Origin of the sequence: Flavobacterium haoranii (assembly GCF_009363055.1) — a bacterium.
GTDB lineage: Bacteria > Bacteroidota > Bacteroidia > Flavobacteriales > Flavobacteriaceae > Flavobacterium > Flavobacterium haoranii.
Genome location: NZ_CP045292.1, coordinates 2,271,150 through 2,287,455 on the forward strand (window position 1 = coordinate 2,271,150; position 16,306 = coordinate 2,287,455).

The window sequence follows — 16,306 nt, forward strand, 5'->3', positions numbered from 1 at the left end:
AATTAAAAATTGACAATTGCTTATTTGTAGTTGTCATTTAGATTAAAAATGTATCAATTAGAAGAACCAAAATATTTATATCTATTAGCTATAGTAGCCTTACTTATAGCACTTTTTCTATTTCAGTTATTTTGGAAGCGAAAAAAACAACGCGAATTCTCTCAAAGCGACTTACTAAGACAATTAGCTCCTAATAAGTCGGTTTTTAAACCAATTTTGAAATTTGTTACAGTAGCTTTAGCATTAGTTGCTTTAATTATTGCTATGGTTAATCCAAAAATTGGAACAAAATTAGAAACTGTAAAAAGACAAGGTATCGATATTGTTTTTGCTGTCGATATTTCTAAAAGTATGCTGGCTGAAGATGTTGCCCCAAATCGTTTAGATAAAGCAAAACAATTGGTGAGCCAAATTATCAATAACCTAGGAACAGACAGGATAGGAATTATTGGTTACGCAGGGAGCGCTTACCCTGTTTTACCAATGACAACTGATTATAGCATTGCTAAAATGTATTTACAAAGTATGAATACCGATATGGTTTCTTCTCAAGGTACCGCTCTAGCAGAAGCAGTTAATATGGCAACAAATTATTTTGATGCTGTAGATACAAGTAAACTGATTATTTTAATTTCTGATGGTGAAGATCACGGTGAAGGTTATGCTGAAGCAAGTGCTGTTGCAGAAGAAAGAGGCGTAAAAATCATAACTATTGGTGTAGGAACAGTAAATGGTGGCCCAATTCCAATAAAAGGAAGTAATGGTTCAGTTGCAGAGTATAAAAAAGACAAAGAAGGCGAAGTTGTTATTACTAAACTCAATAAAGAAACTTTAGTGGCAATTGCTGAAGCCGCTAATGGTGGTTATATTGATGGAACTTCAACAAAACAAGTAGTTGAGCAAATAAAAAATGCATTAGACAATATTGAAAAAACCGAGTTTGAAACACAACAAATTGCAGAATATCAAACCCAATATCAATGGTTTATTGGTATAGCTTTTGTATTGTTATTATTAGATATTTTCTTTTTAGAAAGAAAAACAAAATGGTTACAAAAGCTAAATTTATTTAACGAAAAATAAATTTTTGTCATTCCGAGTGAAGTCGAGAAATCTCATAAAGAAAAATTTGATTAGAAAATGAACAAAATAATAACATATTTAATTCTATTAATTTCATCATTAATTTTTGCTCAAAACAAAGACAAAGATTTATATGATGGTACAGTTTCTTTTGAGAAAAAAGATTATAAAGACGCTGAAGCCGATTTTAGAATTTCTCAATCTAATAATGCCGAAGCAAAGTCTACTGCAAATTATAATTTAGGAAATAGTATTTACCGTCAAAATAATCCATGCGAAGCAAAGTATAAATTTTTTAATGCAGTAGAAACAGCTAAAACTAAAGAACAAAAACATAAAGCTTATCACAATCTAGGAAATGCATTAATGCAAGAAAAAGATTACCAAGGTGCAGTTGCAGCTTATAAAAATGCACTTAGAAATAATCCACTTGATGATGAAACTAGATATAATTTTGCTTTAGCAAAGAAAAAATTAAAGGAAAATCCTCCTCAAGGTAATGATAATAAAGACAAAAAAGGAGGAAATAATAATCAAGATCAACAAAATCAGCAAAACCAGTCAAATAAAGATAAAGGAAACAATCAAGATAAAGATAATAAAGGCGACAACAAAGACAAAAAAGATAACGATAAAGGAGATCAAAAAGATAAAAACGATCCTAATGATAAAGGCAATGATAAAAAAGACCAAGGAGATGAAAAAGAAGATCAAAACCAACAACAAAAGCCTTCTGGTGCAAATAAGCAACAAATAGAAAATTTATTAGAAGCTGTTAATAATGCCGAAAAGAAAATTCAAGATAAATTAAATGCTAAGAAAGTAAGGGTACAACCTGCAACAAATGATAAAGATTGGTAACACATTTTTGTCATTCCGAACTTGTTTTCGGAATCTCATAATTAAGTGAATCAGCATTAAAAAATGAACAAGATATATTTTTACATATTACTTTTAATTTCTAGTTTGACTTTTGCTCAAGAAGTAAATTTCGAAGCAAAAGCTCAAAAAACGTCTGTTGCTTTAAACGAAAGATTTCAAGTTTCCTTCTCAATCAATCAAGATGGAGACAATTTTTCACCACCTAATTTTGAAGGATTTCGAGTTGTAGGCGGACCTTTTCAATCGACCAACTTTTCTTGGGTAAACGGGGTTAAATCTTTCAATAGAAGTTATTCATACATGTTGCAGCCTACTGCAAAAGGAACCTTTACAATCAAATCGGCTCAAATTGAATACGACGGACAAGAATATGCTACAAAACCAATAAGAATTACCGTTACAGATGCTATCACACAACCTAAAGATCCAAATAGTCCAGAGTATAAAGCTGGAGAAGGAATTCATTTAGTAGCAGATGTTTCAAAAGGAAATCCTTATTTAAACGAACCTATTACTGTAGTTTATAAATTATATTTTGATCCAAGATTTTCCGTTAGAAATGTACGAGAGGTCGAAAATCCAAAATACAATGGTTTTTGGAGCCAACATATCGATATAAAAAAATTAGAAGCTGTTCCAGGAACTTACAATGGCAAAGATTATGCAATGGTTGTTTGGCGCAAAGTATTATTATATCCTCAAGAAACAGGAATAAAGCAATTAGAGCCATTAAAAATCGAATTAGATGTAGATATACCAGTTCGTAAAAGAATGGGCGGATTCTTCGAAATGATGGATTATGAAACTACTTCTAAAACAGTTTCTGCAGGAGCAAAAAGTGTAACTGTAAAAGCATTACCAGAAAACGGAAAACCAGCAAGTTTTACAGGAGCTGTAGGAAAATTTGATTTCAAAGTAAAACCATCAAAAACAGAATTAAAAACCGGAGAATCATTAGATTTAGAAATCAGTGTTACGGGTGATGGTAACTTAAAATTATTCAATTTACCAAAACCAGAATTTCCAAGTGCGTTTGAAGCTTTTGATCCTCAACACCAAGAGCAAGTTCAAACGCCGCTTACAGGAATTACGGGAAAAGTTTCAGATACTTACACAATCGTACCTCAGTTTAAAGGAAAATATACTATTAAACCAATAGAATTTTCATATTTTGATTTAAGAACAAATAGTTATAAAACAATAGTTTCAGATCCTATTGAAGTTAATGTACTTCAAGGAAAAGATGCAGTTGCTTCAAACGAAAATTCTCCTTCAACTGCAAAGCAAAAAGTTGAGAAGTTCAATACGTTTCAATTTATTAAATTAGCCTCTACTTTTGAACCAATTGAAAAAGTGGATTTCTTTGGTAGTACAAAATTTTACGGATTATTATTTGCACCATTTTTAATTATTCCGATAATTGTTTTAGCGAAGAAGAAAAAAGAAGCTATTGATGCAGATGAATTTGGTAACAGAATAAAACGAAACAATAAATTGGCTAAGAAATATCTTTCTGAAGCTAAGAAACAAATGGGTAACAAAGTACCGTTCTATATGGCAATGGAAAAAGCTCTACATAATTTCTTGAAAGCAAAATTACACCTTGAAACTTCTGAAATGAGTAAAGAAAATATTCAAGAGTTATTGTTGACCAAAAATGCAAATGAAACGACAGTTTCTCAATTTATTAAATTAGTAGATGATTGCGAATTTGCACGTTATACGCCATCTTCTGATGTTGCAATGCAATCAGATTATGAAAGAGCAGTAAGTTTAATTTCAGAATTGGAAAAACAGTTATAACATGAACAAAATATTAGTTTACATAGCGTTTTTAATTTCCAATTTTATAGTGGCACAAAACGCGGCTCAAATTCTTTTTGAGAAAGCAAACGAAAATTATAGAAATGGTAAATATGAAGAGGCAATTACTCAATATGAAAGCATTCTTGATGATCAAAAAGTAGCTTCAGCCGATTTATATTACAATTTAGGAAGTGCTTATTACAAATTAGGAAAAGTAGCTCCGTCTATTTATAATTTAGAAAAAGCCTTATTGCTTAATCCAGATGATGAAGCGATTGTAACCAATTTACATTTTGCTCAAAAATTAGCTATAGATGATATTAAAGTAGTTCCCGAGGTTGGTTTTTCTAAAATCATATACAATTTCACTTCTAATTTATCTTATGATCATTGGGCTTGGCTTGCAGTTTTTGCTGCAGTAGCATTTTTGTTGTTTTTTGTGGGTTATTATTTTTCGTATTTAACCATTTTAAAAAGAATTTTTTTCGTAGGAATGTTTTTATTGCTAATTGTTTTACTAACCAGTGTGCTTTCAGCTTTTCTTCAAAAAAGATTCGACAATACCATAAAACCTGCAATTGTTTTTGCTGAAAGTACTTTTGTTAAATCGGAACCAAAAAATAATTCTGAAAATGCATTTGAATTACACGAAGGAACTAAAGTTTATGTAAAAGAAACTTTAGATAATTGGAAACGTATTCAATTAACTGATAAAACGGAAGGCTGGATTAAAAAAGACGCAATAAAAGAACTTAAATAGCTGTCTGCTTTTTATTCATTAAGCGAATCACAATTAGTATTCCCACTACAACCATTATTGCACAAAACAAGAACAAGTATTTCATTCCAAATACATTAATTACAGTTCCTTCAAGCGGTCCTGTTGCTCCAAGCGAAAGATCAATAAAAAGTGCGTAGCAAGCAAGCGCAGAACCTGCATTGGTAGCCGGAGCTAGTTTTACTGCTTCTACTCCTAACGCTGGGAATACTAATGAAAATCCTAATCCTGCTATTGCAGCACCAATTAATGCCAGACTTTCATTAGGAGCTAAGAACAATAAAAACAAGCCAATTGCTTCAGTAATCAAGCAAATTAAAGCAACATTTAAACCACCTTTTACATTGATTTGGTTAGAAAATAACCTTCGTCCTAAAATAAATAACGAACTAAACACACTTAAGCACAAAGCCGCATTATTCCAATTAAAATAGTCGTAGTAAAGTGTAATAAAGTTGGATAAACCTCCAAAACCAAGTCCGGCTAAACCCAAACAAATTCCAAAAGGTGTAACTAGTTTTAGTACTTTTAGAAAAGGAATTTGTTCAGAGGTTGAGTTCCCATATACAGGTTTTAATGAACTTGTATATACCAATCCTAATAAAGCGGTTATAAAAATTGCAATTGCAATATGCTCCATTCCTAAATTTTTACTTAAGATAACTCCAAGAGGAGCGCCAATAGCTAAAGCTCCATAACAAGCAATTTCGTTATAGGAAATGGCAGTTGCGGTGTGTTCATTTCCAGCAACTAACATCGCCCAATTGATAGGACTAGCGCCAATCATTCCTTCAGCACAACCAAGTAATTAAACGAGTTATAGCCAAAAGAATAAGACTTATCATTTGAGCTTCTTCAAACTGAAAGGCAACAAATAATAAAATTCCACTTACTAAAAAACTACTCATGCTAATCAAAACCGCTAGTTTTGGCCCTTTGGTATCTACCATTTTTCCAGTTAATCCTCTCACTAAAAAAGTAGCGATATATTGTAAACTGATGATTATTCCGGCAACTATTTCACTATAGCCTAAATTTTTATGAATAAATATTGGTTAAATAGCTAGTGGTAATCCAATACACAAATACCCAAAAAGGTTAGCCAAACATAAGTTATGATTTGCATTTTAGATTGATCGAGTCTTAAGGAAATCGTTTTTGGCATTTTGTAGAAATGGTAATTTAAAAATGCAAATTTAAGGTGTATTACTAATATTCTTTTTGTTTGTCAGAAGAGATTTAAGTGATATCGTAATTTTTATGATTATGAAAAAAAATCATGAATAAAATTTTGCATTTGACAATTAAACCGTTGTTTGCTTGTTTTTGTGATTATTAAAAAAATGAAACATATAACTACCATTTTAAAAATAAAATTTAAAATTTGTAAACTTTTTAACTTTTTAAAAAAACTAAATAAATAATTTTCAATTATTTAAATAATATTTTTTGTTAACTTTTTTAAATTTAATTATTTTAAAAATTTTATTTTTTACTTTTGTGAAGACAAAAAATAAAATTATGGATACAAGTTTAGAAGTTCAAAAAAAGCAAATTTATACGAATGAAGAAGCGTATCAAGCTTCTTTAGTGTATTTTAAAGGAGATGATTTGGCCGCTAGAGTTTGGTTAAATAAATATGCGTTAAAAGATTCTGAAGGGAATATTTATGAAAAATCTCCAGAAGATATGCATCGTAGAATTGCTTCTGAAATTGCCCGAATCGAAAAACAATATCCAAATCCACTTTCTGAAACAGAAGTGTACGATTTAATTAAAAACTTTACCTACATTATTCCGCAAGGAAGTCCTATGACAGGAATCGGAAATCCGTATCAAGTGGCTTCTTTGTCTAATTGTTTTGTAATTGGAAACAATGGAGAAAGTGATTCTTATGGTGGAATCATGAAAATTGACCAAGAGCAAGTACAATTAATGAAACGCCGCGGTGGAGTGGGACACGATTTGTCTCACATTCGTCCGAAAGGTTCACCAGTTAAAAATTCTGCGTTAACATCAACAGGTTTGGTTCCGTTTATGGAGCGTTATTCTAATTCTACTCGCGAAGTTGCGCAAGATGGAAGACGTGGTGCCTTGATGTTGTCGGTTTCTATCAATCATCCGGATGCAGAAGATTTTATTGATGCCAAATTAGAACAAGGAAAAATTACAGGAGCCAATGTTTCTGTTCGAATTGACGACGGCTTCATGCAGGCGGTAAAAAGTGGAGAAGCTTACACTCAAAAGTATCCAACGTTTAGTCCAAGTCCGGTAGTATCTAAAAAAATTGATGCTGTAGATATTTGGAAGAAAATTGTGCACAACGCTTGGCAATCGGCTGAACCCGGAATTTTATTTTGGGATACCATTATCCGTGAATCATTACCCGATTGTTATGCCGATTTAGGTTACAAAACGATTTCTACCAATCCGTGTGGAGAAATTCCTTTGTGTCCTTACGATTCGTGCCGTTTGTTGGCGATTAATTTGTTTTCGTATGTACAAAATCCATTTACAAGCGAAGCGTATTTCGATTTCGATTTGTTCAAAGAACACGTGGGTTATGCGCAACGCATGATGGATGATATTATCGATTTAGAATTGGAAAAAGTAGATGCTATTTTAGCTAAAATTGATGAAGATCCGGAAGAAGAAGAAATCAAAAGAATAGAACGTAACCTTTGGTTAGAAATTCGTAAAAAGCTAAAGAAGGTCGTAGAACCGGAGTAGGAATCACTGCCGAAGGCGATATGTTAGCCGCTTTAGGAATTCGCTACGGAAGCAAAGAAGGAAACGAATTTTCAGTAAATGTTCATAAAACTTTAGCATTAGCAGCCTATCGTTCGTCAGTAGAAATGGCTAAAGAACGTGGCGCTTTTACCATTTTTGAGGCGCAAAGAGAAGTAAATAATCCATTCGTACAACGAATTAAAGAAGCTGATGAAGCTTTGTTCCGGGACATGCAAAAGTATGGTCGTAGAAATATTGCTTTATTGACGATTGCACCAACGGGTACAACTTCGTTAATGGCACAAACAACTTCAGGAATTGAGCCTGTGTTTATGCCGGTCTATAAAAGAAGAAGAAAAGTAAACCCTAACGATAAAGATGTTCGCGTAGATTTCGTAGATGAAGTTGGCGATTCTTGGGAAGAATACATCGTGTTCCATCACAAATTCAAACAATGGATGGAAGTAAACGGAATCGATACTTCTGTAAATTATTCTAACGAAGAATTAGATAAAATCATCGAACAATCGCCTTATTACAAAGCAACGTCAAACGATGTGGATTGGTTGAGCAAAGTAGAAATGCAAGGCGCTATTCAAAAATGGGTCGATCATTCGATTTCGGTAACGATTAATATCCCAAATGACGCCACAGAAGATTTGGTAAACCAATTGTATTTAAAAGCTTGGGAAGTAGGTTGTAAAGGTGTAACCGTTTATCGTGATGGTTCGCGTTCGGGCGTTTTAATTGCAAATGACGAGAAAAAAGAAAAAGAAGTGGAAGAAATGGATGTAACGTTCAAACGTGTATTTCCAACGAAACGTCCTCAAGTTTTGGAAGCTGATGTGGTTCGTTTTCAAAACAATAAAGAAAAATGGATTGCCTTTATCGGAAAAATTGATGAGCAACCTTATGAAATTTTCACCGGTTTAGCCGACGACGAAGACGGAATTTTATTACCGCGTTGGGTAAACGATGGTTTCATTATCAAAAACAGAGACGAAAAAGGAAATTCTCGTTACGATTTTCAATATGTAAATCCAAGAGGCTACAAAACAACAATTGAAGGTTTGTCGTACCGATTTAACCCAGAGTTTTGGAATTATGCCAAATTATTTTCTGGAACTTTACGTCACGGATTAGAAATCGACAATATTGTAGAATTAATTAACGGATTGCAGTTAGATAACGAATCTATTAATACATGGAAAAACGGAGTTGCACGCGCATTAAAACGTTACATTCCGGATGGTACAACGGCAAGCGGACAAAAATGTGGCAATTGCGGTGGAACCCATTTAATGTATCAAGAAGGTTGTTTGACTTGCAAAGATTGTGGTTCGTCTAAATGCGGATAAATAAAAAGGAGCTTTTAAGCTCCTTTTTTATTGGAATTATTCTGTTTGTTGTTCACTATCAGATTCGGTATTTTCGTCTTCTAAGTCGTTTGACCGTTCACTGTCAACTGAAGGCTGAATACTATTTTCATACCATTCTTCAATCTTCGGATATAAAAAAGCTGAGATTTCTTTCGTTGGATTATAAAAAATAGATTCGTCCAGTGTTTCTTGTTCAACTAGCATATTGTTCACATTCATTTTTTCGAAAAGCAAAATCACAACGCTTAACATCAAAATGGTTTTTATAGCACTAAAAAAAGCTCCGGCTAATTTATTCATCCAACCTAAATAAGCAAAATCGGCTATTTTAGTCAATACTTTAGCCGAAAGATGAATAATCACGACCACAAGAATAAAGGTTAGTGCAAAAGCTGAAATCTCGATGTATTTGGGTTCCCAACTTACTTTGGTTTCCAAAACCGATTTTAAAACATACGAAAATTTTATAGCTACAAAAATTCCGGCCACTAGGGCGATAAGCGAAGCCAATTCAACAAAAAGTCCATTTTTAATACCTTTATATAAAGCATAACTCAAGAATACGGCGAATACAATGTCAATAAAACTCATGTTTTCAAGAAAATAGATGAAAGAATAAAGAACAAAGACGACAGATTGTGTAAAAAACGAAACCATCCTTTATCTTTGCAAAACTAATATAGAAAGTTGGGAAAAGTCTTTTTTCTTTTCTCTTTTTTCTTTCATCTTAAAAAAATGTCCAGAGACGAACAATTAAAAGAGCGCTGGGAAAGCGTTGTCAAAATATTATCTGATAAATTTACAGATGGAGACGAACTCGATTTAGATGGAATTATTTATCTAATTGGAATTCAAGAATTGGGTAAATTTAAACAAACTTTCAAAAAAGACGAAAAAGTAAACCTAATGCACATTGCTATTTGTCGTTTGCTTGAACCTTATGGTTATTACGAATTCGAATATTTCGATAACGACGGCTGGCCACATTACAAAGTAAAAGAACAATTACCTTTGCTAAAAGCCGGAGAGCAAGCCGTTTTAATGAAAGAAGCTGTTGTAAATTATTTTTTAGAGAAGGAGCTTATAGATTAAATCCGATTAATGAAAATAGATAAATTTGTTTTAGCAATAATAGGAATTGTGTTCTTGGCCTATTTGTTCCCGCAGTGGGGTTCAAAAGAAAGTCCAATACCTTTAGATATTATAGGAAGTTTAGGAATTTCCTTGATTTTCTTTTTCTACGGATTAAAACTGCATCCTGATAAAATCAAAAGCGGACTCAAAAACTGGAAATTGCACGTTGTGGTTCAATTGGCTACTTTTTTGTTGTTTCCAATTGTGGTTTTACTATTCAGGCCATTGGCTTCTTCAGAACATACCGAAATGATTTGGTTGGCATTTTTGTTTTTAGCGGCTTTGCCTTCAACGGTTTCGTCTTCGGTTGTCATGGTTTCTATTGCCAACGGAAATATTCCGGCAGCCATTTTTAATGCCAGTATTTCAGGTTTAATAGGAATTGCTTTAACACCACTTTGGATGGGAATGTTTTTACAACAATCTACTGCCGATTTCGATTTGGGTGTTATTTATATCAAACTTTTGACAGAGATTTTAGTACCTGTTATCTTAGGTTTACTATTGCAGCGTTTTTTAGGAAAATATACAGCTAAATACAACAAGCAATTAACGTTATTCGATAAAACGATTATTTTAATCATTATTTACAAAAGCTTTTCAGAATCTTTCGAAGAAAAAGTCTTTACTTCAGTGAAGCTAACAGATTTACTTCTGATTTTAGTAGCAGATATTCTATTGTTCTTTAGCGTGTATTATTTCATTGGGTTTTTAGTTCAAAAAATGAAATTTAACCGTGAAGACCAAATTACCGCTCAATTTTGCGGAACCAAAAAATCATTGGTTCACGGAACTGTTTTTTCAAAAATTCTGTTTCCGGCAACGATGCCTACAGGCGTAATTTTATTACCCTTAATGTTGTTTCACGCTGCTCAAATCTTCATTATTAGCGTAATCGCTTCAAAACTTGGAACAAGAGTAGATAAGTAGTTTTTGTTCTTAAAACGTGAATCTTTACAATTAAATCAAATCAAAAAAATTTAATTTGTAAATTTGCAGCCTATTTAAGATTTGAAATGATAGATAAGATTAAAAATCACATTGAAGAAGTTAAAGCTTTTCATGCTGATAATAAGGAGAAAGTAGAAGAATTCCGTATTAAATATTTAGGAAGTAAAGGGCTTTTAAAAGAACTTTTTGCCGATTTTAAGAATGTTCCAAACGAAATGAAAAAAGAGTTTGGACAAGTAATTAATCAGTTAAAAACTTCTGCTGAAGATAAAGTTGCGGCTTTACAAGAACAATTAGAAAGCAAAGAAGTTGCTAGAGGAATTTATGGAGATTTATCTCGACCAGGCGAACCCATTAATCTTGGTTCTCGTCATCCAATTTCTATTGTAAAAAATCAAATCATTGATATATTTTCAAATGTTGGGTTTAATGTTTCTGAAGGTCCAGAAATTGAAGATGATTGGCATAACTTCACGGCATTAAATTTACCAGAATATCACCCAGCGCGTGATATGCAGGATACGTTTTTTATTCAAACTAATCCTGATATTTTATTACGTACACATACATCATCTGTTCAAGTGCGCTATATGGAATCAAATCAGCCTCCTATTCGTACTATTTCTCCAGGTCGTGTATTTCGTAATGAAGCAGTTTCATCTCGTTCACATTGTATTTTCCACCAAGTGGAAGGTTTGTATATAGACAAAGATGTTTCATTTGCTGATTTAAAGCAGACTTTGTTGTATTTCACCAAAGAAATGTTTGGTAAATCTAAAATTCGTTTGCGTCCGTCATATTTTCCATTTACTGAACCAAGTGCTGAGGTAGATATTTACTGGGGATTAAATAATGAAATTGATTATCGTATTACAAAAGGAACTGGTTGGTTAGAAATCATGGGTTGTGGGATGGTGGATCCTAATGTTTTGAAAAACTGTGGAATCAATCCAGACGAATATACTGGTTTTGCTTTTGGTATGGGAATCGAACGTATTGCGATGTTGTTGTATCAAATTGGCGATATCCGTATGTTCTACGAAAATGATGTACGTTTCTTAGAACAATTTAAATCAAGTTTATAACATTAATAACATAAAAACCCGAAGGCATGCTTTCGGGTTTCTTACTACTATGAAAAAAGACATTATTATTCCGAAAGTAGAAGGCGTTCATATTGTAGCTATTCAAGAATGGAACGATGATTTTCAAGAAAACTCTTGGTATGCTTATATATTAAATGAAACTGAACAAACATTGGAAATGGCAATGGTAGTTTCTCGTGCTTACGGATTAATAAACGGTGAAAATCGTAAAACCGGAACATTTCGTCACGCTTTTAAAGAAGTAGCGCCGCAAACGGCTGTAAAAGTAGAATTGTTAGAAAACAATGTTTTGCAGTTAAACAATGAATTTTTACTTACTTATTTTCTCGATGGTAAGTTGTACGACAAAAAATTTATCTTTAAAACCAACAGTATCAACGAAAATGCTCAAACTGATTTACCAGTTATAGCTCGTCGTGGGGTTTTAGCAGTATAAATTAATTTACGTATAGATTTATTGATAAGATTGTCTGCTTTCTAAAATTAAAACATTTTTTTTATTTCTTATACGGAAATAATATCGACCATAAAACGGAAATTACTAAAATACTTCCCACAACAGCGAGTGAAACGGGTGATGAAATATGAATCCAAGGAGCAATTAGCATTTTGGTTCCAATAAAAGCTAAAATTAAAGCCAATCCGAAGTGTAAACGGCTAAACATATACATGAAGTTGGCTAAAAGAAAATAAAGCGATCTAAGGCCTAAAATCGCAAAAATATTTGAGGTATATAAGATAAAAGGATCGTCTGGAGCAATTGCGAAAATAGCGGGAATACTATCAACAGCAAATAATAAATCGGTAAATTCAATAATGGCTACGACTACTAATAGAGGAGTAGCCATTTTTATTCCATTTTGAATGGTAAAAAATTTATCGCCATCAAATTTATCTGAAACTTTAAAAATTCGATGTACTAATTTTGCCCCTGGACTTTTAGTAAAATCTTTATCGCCATCGTCTTCACCATGACTAAACCACGATTTAAATCCAGCTACAATTAAGATAAATCCAAAAATTGTTAGTAAATAATTGATTTTAACAGAATCTCCAAATAATTCCATTTCAGGTAAGTAAGTATAGTTTAGTATCCAAACTCCTGAAAAAATAAAAATGGCTCTAAAAAACAAAGCACCTAAAACACCCCAAAATAAAACTTTGTGTTGCGCTTCTTTAGCTACATTAAAATAACCGAAAACGAGAATAAAAACAAACAAATTATCAACGGAAAGTGCTTTTTCAATCCAATAAGCACCTTGAAATTGGGTGAATTTTTCAAGTCCCATTGTATAATAAATAATAGCGCTGAAACCCATAGCAAGGGAAATCCAAATAGCACTCCAAATAGCGGCTTCTCTATTTGAAATAGTATGTCCTTTCTTATTAAGTAATCCTAAATCTAAAATTAACATTGCTAGAATAGTAATAATAAAAACAGTAATGATTACAGGGTGATTTATTAAATGATCCATCTTTATTTTTTTGCAAAGGTAAGTTCAGTTTTTTAAACCAAGAGAAAATTTTATAAAAATTTGATTATCAATATTTTATAAAATAAAAAAACACTAACCATAATTTTTAAATAATTGATAATTAGTGTTTTAAGTATATTTTTAAAGGAACGTCTTCTTAGTCTAATTTTTCGGTTAATTTTTTAAAGACTTTTTTGGGTTCTTTATTTTCATAAAGTATTTCATATACAGCATCAATAATAGGTGTTTTTGCACCATATTTTTGGTTCAACATATAAGCACTTTTAGTAGCATAATAACCTTCCGCTACCATGCTCATCTCCATTTGAGCTGACTTTACAGTATATCCTTTACCAATCATGTTTCCAAACATTCTATTTCTAGAAAAGATAGAATAACCGGTCACTAACAAATCACCTAAATAAGCAGAATTGTTAATGTTACGTTTCATTTTATGAACTTTGCGGATGAATTTTTTCATTTCGCGAATGCCATTACTCATCAAAACCGATTGAAAGTTATCGCCATAACCTAATCCGTGTGCAATACCAGCAGCAATTGCATAAATGTTTTTCAACATGGCAGCATATTCTGTTCCAATAATATCATCAGATATTTTAGCATTAATGTAGTGACTGCTTAGGTTTTTAGCTACCAATTTTGCTTTAGTTTTATCGCCACAAGCAATAGTTAAATAAGAAAGTCTTTCAAGCGCTACTTCTTCAGCATGACACGGCCCCGTAATAACACCAATATTCTCATATGGAATTTCATATTTCGAATGAAAATGCTCTCCAACAATTAAACTAGTTTCTGGAACAATACCTTTAATTGCTGAAAAAATTACTTTTCCATTTAAGCTTTCGGTTAATTTTTCTAATTCGCCACTTAAAAATGCTGAAGGAATTGCAAAAATAATATAATCTGCAAATTTTACCGCTTCATTAATGTCATTTGTAAGTTCTAATTTATTGATGTTAAACTCAACTGAGCTTAAATAATTAGGATTGTGCTTTTGATGTTTTAAATGCTCAATAGCGTAAGTACTTCGCATATACCACGCAATTTTTTGTTGGTTTTCACATAACATCTTTGCTATTGCAGTAGCCCAACTTCCGCCGCCAATTACGGCAAATTTTGGTTGTTTTTCCATTCTGTTTTTAAATTTTCAGAACTTCAAAGGTACAGAATTCTAGTGAATTTAAAAATTAACATTAATTTATACTATGTCATACAATTTTAGTCGTTGATTCGTCGTTAATATTCTGTTTTATGTTTATAAATACCTTGCTTTATAGTTTTTGGGTTAAGTCTATTAAGTTTTGGTTGGTTAAAAAAACAGGATTATTATCGATAATCCTGTTTTTTGTTTTAATTTTGTTTCAAATTAAAGCTATGAAAACCAAATTTTTAGTTTATTTTTTTTCTTTATTATACATTGGCGTTGTTTTTTCTCAAGCGCCTCAAATCACTTACAATACCCCAAATACATTTTCAATAAACGAATCAATAACTCCATTAGTTCCTATTAATACTGGAGGAAATGTGCCAAATGAGCCCATTGTTTCAACTTATGCAGGTACAGGTTCTATAGGTTCAGTAGATGGGTCGCTTTTAACAAGTAGTTTTAATTTACCTACGATTTCAATATTTGATAATAATCAAGATTTAATTGTAGTCGATAGAAGTAATAATAAAATAAGAAAAATTGCAAACGGACAAGTTACTACAATTGCTGGTACTGGTGCTTTGGGTTCAGTTAATGGCGTAGCAACATCTTCTACATTTCGTTATCCTGATGGTGCCGTTGTAGCATCGGATGGTACAATCTATATTTCAGATCAAAGTAATCATAAGATTAGAAAGTTTACAACTGATGGAATGGTTTCAAATTTTGTTGGAACAAATACAGCAGGTTATGTAGATGGAAATGGTACTAATGCTAGGTTTAATTATCCTGCCGCAATGGCGATTGATACTCAAGATAATTTATATGTAGCCGACTGGGGAAATCATTGTATTAGAAAAATAACTCCAACAGGAGATGTTACCACTTATGCTGGAATTGGTGGTGTTTCTGGAGATTTAGATGGAAATACGACAATTGCTAAATTTAACGGACCTACAGGTTTATGTTTAGATAATTTTGGAAATGTTTATGTGGCAGATTATAGTAATCATAAAATTAGAAAGATTGATGTACTTGGTAATGTAATCACATTTGTTGGAACTGGAATAGCAGGAAATGTTGATGGAAATGCTTCGAATGCAACACTTAATTTACCTGCTGTTGTAGCATTTGATGGAATTGAGAATTTTTATGTTACCGATAGTGGTAATAGAAAAGTAAGAAAAATTGATGCTCAAGGAAATGTAACCACATTTGCAGGAACTGGTGAAGGTGGTGCAGTAGACGGTGTTGCTTCAGTTGCTTCTTTCAGAGCTTTAACAGGTATTATAGCTAAAAACGAAACGGAATTTTATGTTACAGATTATAATAATCATAAAATACGGAAAATAAAAATTTACCGATATACGATTGCTCCACAATTACCTGCAGGATTAGTTTTTAACGAACAAACTGGTGAAATTTCAGGAACACCAACAGAAGTTTCACCATTAACAGATTATACTGTTACAGCTGAAAACGAGAATGGAACAAGTTCTTTTGTATTAAGTATTGAAGTAAACACACTTTCAACAGATTCATTTAATAATTCTATTACTAAAGTATATCCCAATCCTTTTGAATCAGAATTACTTTTCGAATTTAAAAATGAATTACCAACGGAAGTTTTAATTTTTAATGTTTTAGGACAAGAAGTTTTACATTTTAAGCCTCAAGAATTGTTACAAAAGATAGATTTCAAAAATAAATTGAATGGCATTTATTTTGCAAAAATAGTTTTTGAATCTAAAACCGAAATTTTACAAATTATTAAAAAGTAAAACTCGTCAGTTCGAGTGAAGTCGAGAACACGA

The 16,306-nt window shown here is 32.1% G+C and carries 14 protein-coding genes and 1 pseudogene; 10 read left to right on the top strand and 5 right to left on the bottom strand.

All coding sequences use genetic code 11. From position 1 onward, the window contains the following. The first annotated feature begins 48 nt into the window (after positions 1-48). The 4 genes from GCU34_RS10855 to GCU34_RS10870 all read left to right on the top strand — a co-directional run bounded on the left by GCU34_RS10855 (position 49) and on the right by GCU34_RS10870 (position 4,531). Positions 49-1,083, top strand: a complete 1,035-nt coding sequence (locus GCU34_RS10855; protein WP_072782144.1) for a vWA domain-containing protein — start codon at positions 49-51, stop codon at positions 1,081-1,083. Positions 1,084-1,140: 57 nt separating this feature from the next. After that, positions 1,141-1,944 (top strand): tetratricopeptide repeat protein, encoded by an 804-nt coding sequence (locus GCU34_RS10860; protein ID WP_072782142.1) that lies wholly within the window; start codon positions 1,141-1,143, stop codon positions 1,942-1,944. 63 nt (positions 1,945-2,007) lie between these two features. Continuing rightward, the gene (locus GCU34_RS10865) at positions 2,008-3,768 is read left to right on the top strand and encodes a BatD family protein (RefSeq protein ID WP_072782140.1); all 1,761 of its coding nucleotides are present in this window, start codon (positions 2,008-2,010) and stop codon (positions 3,766-3,768) included. Between the two features lies 1 nt (position 3,769). Beyond that, positions 3,770-4,531, top strand: coding sequence for a tetratricopeptide repeat protein (locus GCU34_RS10870; protein WP_072782139.1), 762 nt, complete (start codon positions 3,770-3,772; stop codon positions 4,529-4,531). Here the strand turns inward: GCU34_RS10870 and GCU34_RS10875 are convergent. Beyond that, positions 4,524-5,336, bottom strand: coding sequence for an MFS transporter (locus tag GCU34_RS10875; RefSeq protein ID WP_218587726.1), 813 nt, complete (start codon positions 5,334-5,336; stop codon positions 4,524-4,526). The two genes, GCU34_RS10870 and GCU34_RS10875, sit on opposite strands and share 8 nt — an antisense overlap. Before the next feature lie 4 nt (positions 5,337-5,340). After that, the gene (locus GCU34_RS14000; RefSeq protein ID WP_218587725.1) at positions 5,341-5,499 is read right to left on the bottom strand and encodes a hypothetical protein; all 159 of its coding nucleotides are present in this window, start codon (positions 5,497-5,499) and stop codon (positions 5,341-5,343) included. Between the two features lie 571 nt (positions 5,500-6,070). Between GCU34_RS14000 and GCU34_RS10880 the strand changes: the two are divergent. Continuing rightward, positions 6,071-8,637 (top strand): annotated as a pseudogene (locus GCU34_RS10880) (adenosylcobalamin-dependent ribonucleoside-diphosphate reductase). Between the two features lie 36 nt (positions 8,638-8,673). On the opposite strand, the gene GCU34_RS10885 reads toward GCU34_RS10880, so the two are convergent. After that, entirely contained in the window at positions 8,674-9,249 is a 576-nt protein-coding gene (locus GCU34_RS10885) for a CvpA family protein (RefSeq protein ID WP_072782135.1), read from the bottom strand. 144 nt (positions 9,250-9,393) lie between these two features. Here GCU34_RS10885 and GCU34_RS10890 point away from each other — a divergent pair, with 144 nt between their 5' ends. The 4 genes from GCU34_RS10890 (at position 9,394) to GCU34_RS10905 (ending at position 12,285) form a co-directional block, all read left to right on the top strand. Further along, the gene (locus GCU34_RS10890) at positions 9,394-9,750 is read left to right on the top strand and encodes a hypothetical protein (protein ID WP_072782134.1); all 357 of its coding nucleotides are present in this window, start codon (positions 9,394-9,396) and stop codon (positions 9,748-9,750) included. Positions 9,751-9,759: 9 nt separating this feature from the next. Further along, positions 9,760-10,722 (top strand): bile acid:sodium symporter family protein, encoded by a 963-nt coding sequence (locus GCU34_RS10895; protein ID WP_072782132.1) that lies wholly within the window; start codon positions 9,760-9,762, stop codon positions 10,720-10,722. Positions 10,723-10,808: 86 nt separating this feature from the next. Next, complete coding sequence (pheS, locus tag GCU34_RS10900; RefSeq protein ID WP_072782130.1) at positions 10,809-11,828, top strand: phenylalanine--tRNA ligase subunit alpha; 1,020 nt, start codon at positions 10,809-10,811, stop codon at positions 11,826-11,828. 49 nt (positions 11,829-11,877) lie between these two features. Continuing rightward, entirely contained in the window at positions 11,878-12,285 is a 408-nt protein-coding gene (locus tag GCU34_RS10905; RefSeq protein WP_072782129.1) for a hypothetical protein, read from the top strand. A gap of 61 nt (positions 12,286-12,346) precedes the next feature. On the opposite strand, the gene GCU34_RS10910 is transcribed toward GCU34_RS10905, so the two are convergent. After that, positions 12,347-13,324 carry a TerC/Alx family metal homeostasis membrane protein gene (locus GCU34_RS10910; RefSeq protein ID WP_072782127.1) on the bottom strand — a complete coding sequence of 326 codons (978 nt, stop codon included), beginning with the start codon at positions 13,322-13,324 and terminating at the stop codon, positions 12,347-12,349. 157 nt (positions 13,325-13,481) lie between these two features. Beyond that, positions 13,482-14,477 carry an NAD(P)H-dependent glycerol-3-phosphate dehydrogenase gene (locus tag GCU34_RS10915; protein ID WP_072782125.1) on the bottom strand — a complete coding sequence of 332 codons (996 nt, stop codon included), beginning with the start codon at positions 14,475-14,477 and terminating at the stop codon, positions 13,482-13,484. 242 nt (positions 14,478-14,719) lie between these two features. Here GCU34_RS10915 and GCU34_RS10920 point away from each other — a divergent pair, with 242 nt between their 5' ends. After that, positions 14,720-16,273, top strand: a complete 1,554-nt coding sequence (locus tag GCU34_RS10920; protein ID WP_178138333.1) for an NHL domain-containing protein — start codon at positions 14,720-14,722, stop codon at positions 16,271-16,273. The last annotated feature ends 33 nt before the right edge of the window (positions 16,274-16,306 follow it).

Excerpts from the sequence above, each read along its gene's own strand:
- GCU34_RS10855 (WP_072782144.1), top strand. The coding sequence starts at position 49 with ATGTATCAATTAGAAGAACCAAAATATTTATATCTATTAGCTATAGTA.
- GCU34_RS10860 (WP_072782142.1), top strand. The coding sequence starts at position 1,141 with ATGAACAAAATAATAACATATTTAATTCTATTAATTTCATCATTAATT.
- GCU34_RS10865 (WP_072782140.1), top strand. The coding sequence starts at position 2,008 with ATGAACAAGATATATTTTTACATATTACTTTTAATTTCTAGTTTGACT.
- GCU34_RS10870 (WP_072782139.1), top strand. The coding sequence starts at position 3,770 with ATGAACAAAATATTAGTTTACATAGCGTTTTTAATTTCCAATTTTATA.
- GCU34_RS10875 (WP_218587726.1), bottom strand. The coding sequence starts at position 5,336 with ATGATTGGCGCTAGTCCTATCAATTGGGCGATGTTAGTTGCTGGAAAT.
- GCU34_RS14000 (WP_218587725.1), bottom strand. The coding sequence starts at position 5,499 with ATGGTAGATACCAAAGGGCCAAAACTAGCGGTTTTGATTAGCATGAGT.
- GCU34_RS10885 (WP_072782135.1), bottom strand. The coding sequence starts at position 9,249 with ATGAGTTTTATTGACATTGTATTCGCCGTATTCTTGAGTTATGCTTTA.
- GCU34_RS10890 (WP_072782134.1), top strand. The coding sequence starts at position 9,394 with ATGTCCAGAGACGAACAATTAAAAGAGCGCTGGGAAAGCGTTGTCAAA.
- GCU34_RS10895 (WP_072782132.1), top strand. The coding sequence starts at position 9,760 with ATGAAAATAGATAAATTTGTTTTAGCAATAATAGGAATTGTGTTCTTG.
- pheS (WP_072782130.1), top strand. The coding sequence starts at position 10,809 with ATGATAGATAAGATTAAAAATCACATTGAAGAAGTTAAAGCTTTTCAT.
- GCU34_RS10905 (WP_072782129.1), top strand. The coding sequence starts at position 11,878 with ATGAAAAAAGACATTATTATTCCGAAAGTAGAAGGCGTTCATATTGTA.
- GCU34_RS10910 (WP_072782127.1), bottom strand. The coding sequence starts at position 13,324 with ATGGATCATTTAATAAATCACCCTGTAATCATTACTGTTTTTATTATT.
- GCU34_RS10915 (WP_072782125.1), bottom strand. The coding sequence starts at position 14,477 with ATGGAAAAACAACCAAAATTTGCCGTAATTGGCGGCGGAAGTTGGGCT.
- GCU34_RS10920 (WP_178138333.1), top strand. The coding sequence starts at position 14,720 with ATGAAAACCAAATTTTTAGTTTATTTTTTTTCTTTATTATACATTGGC.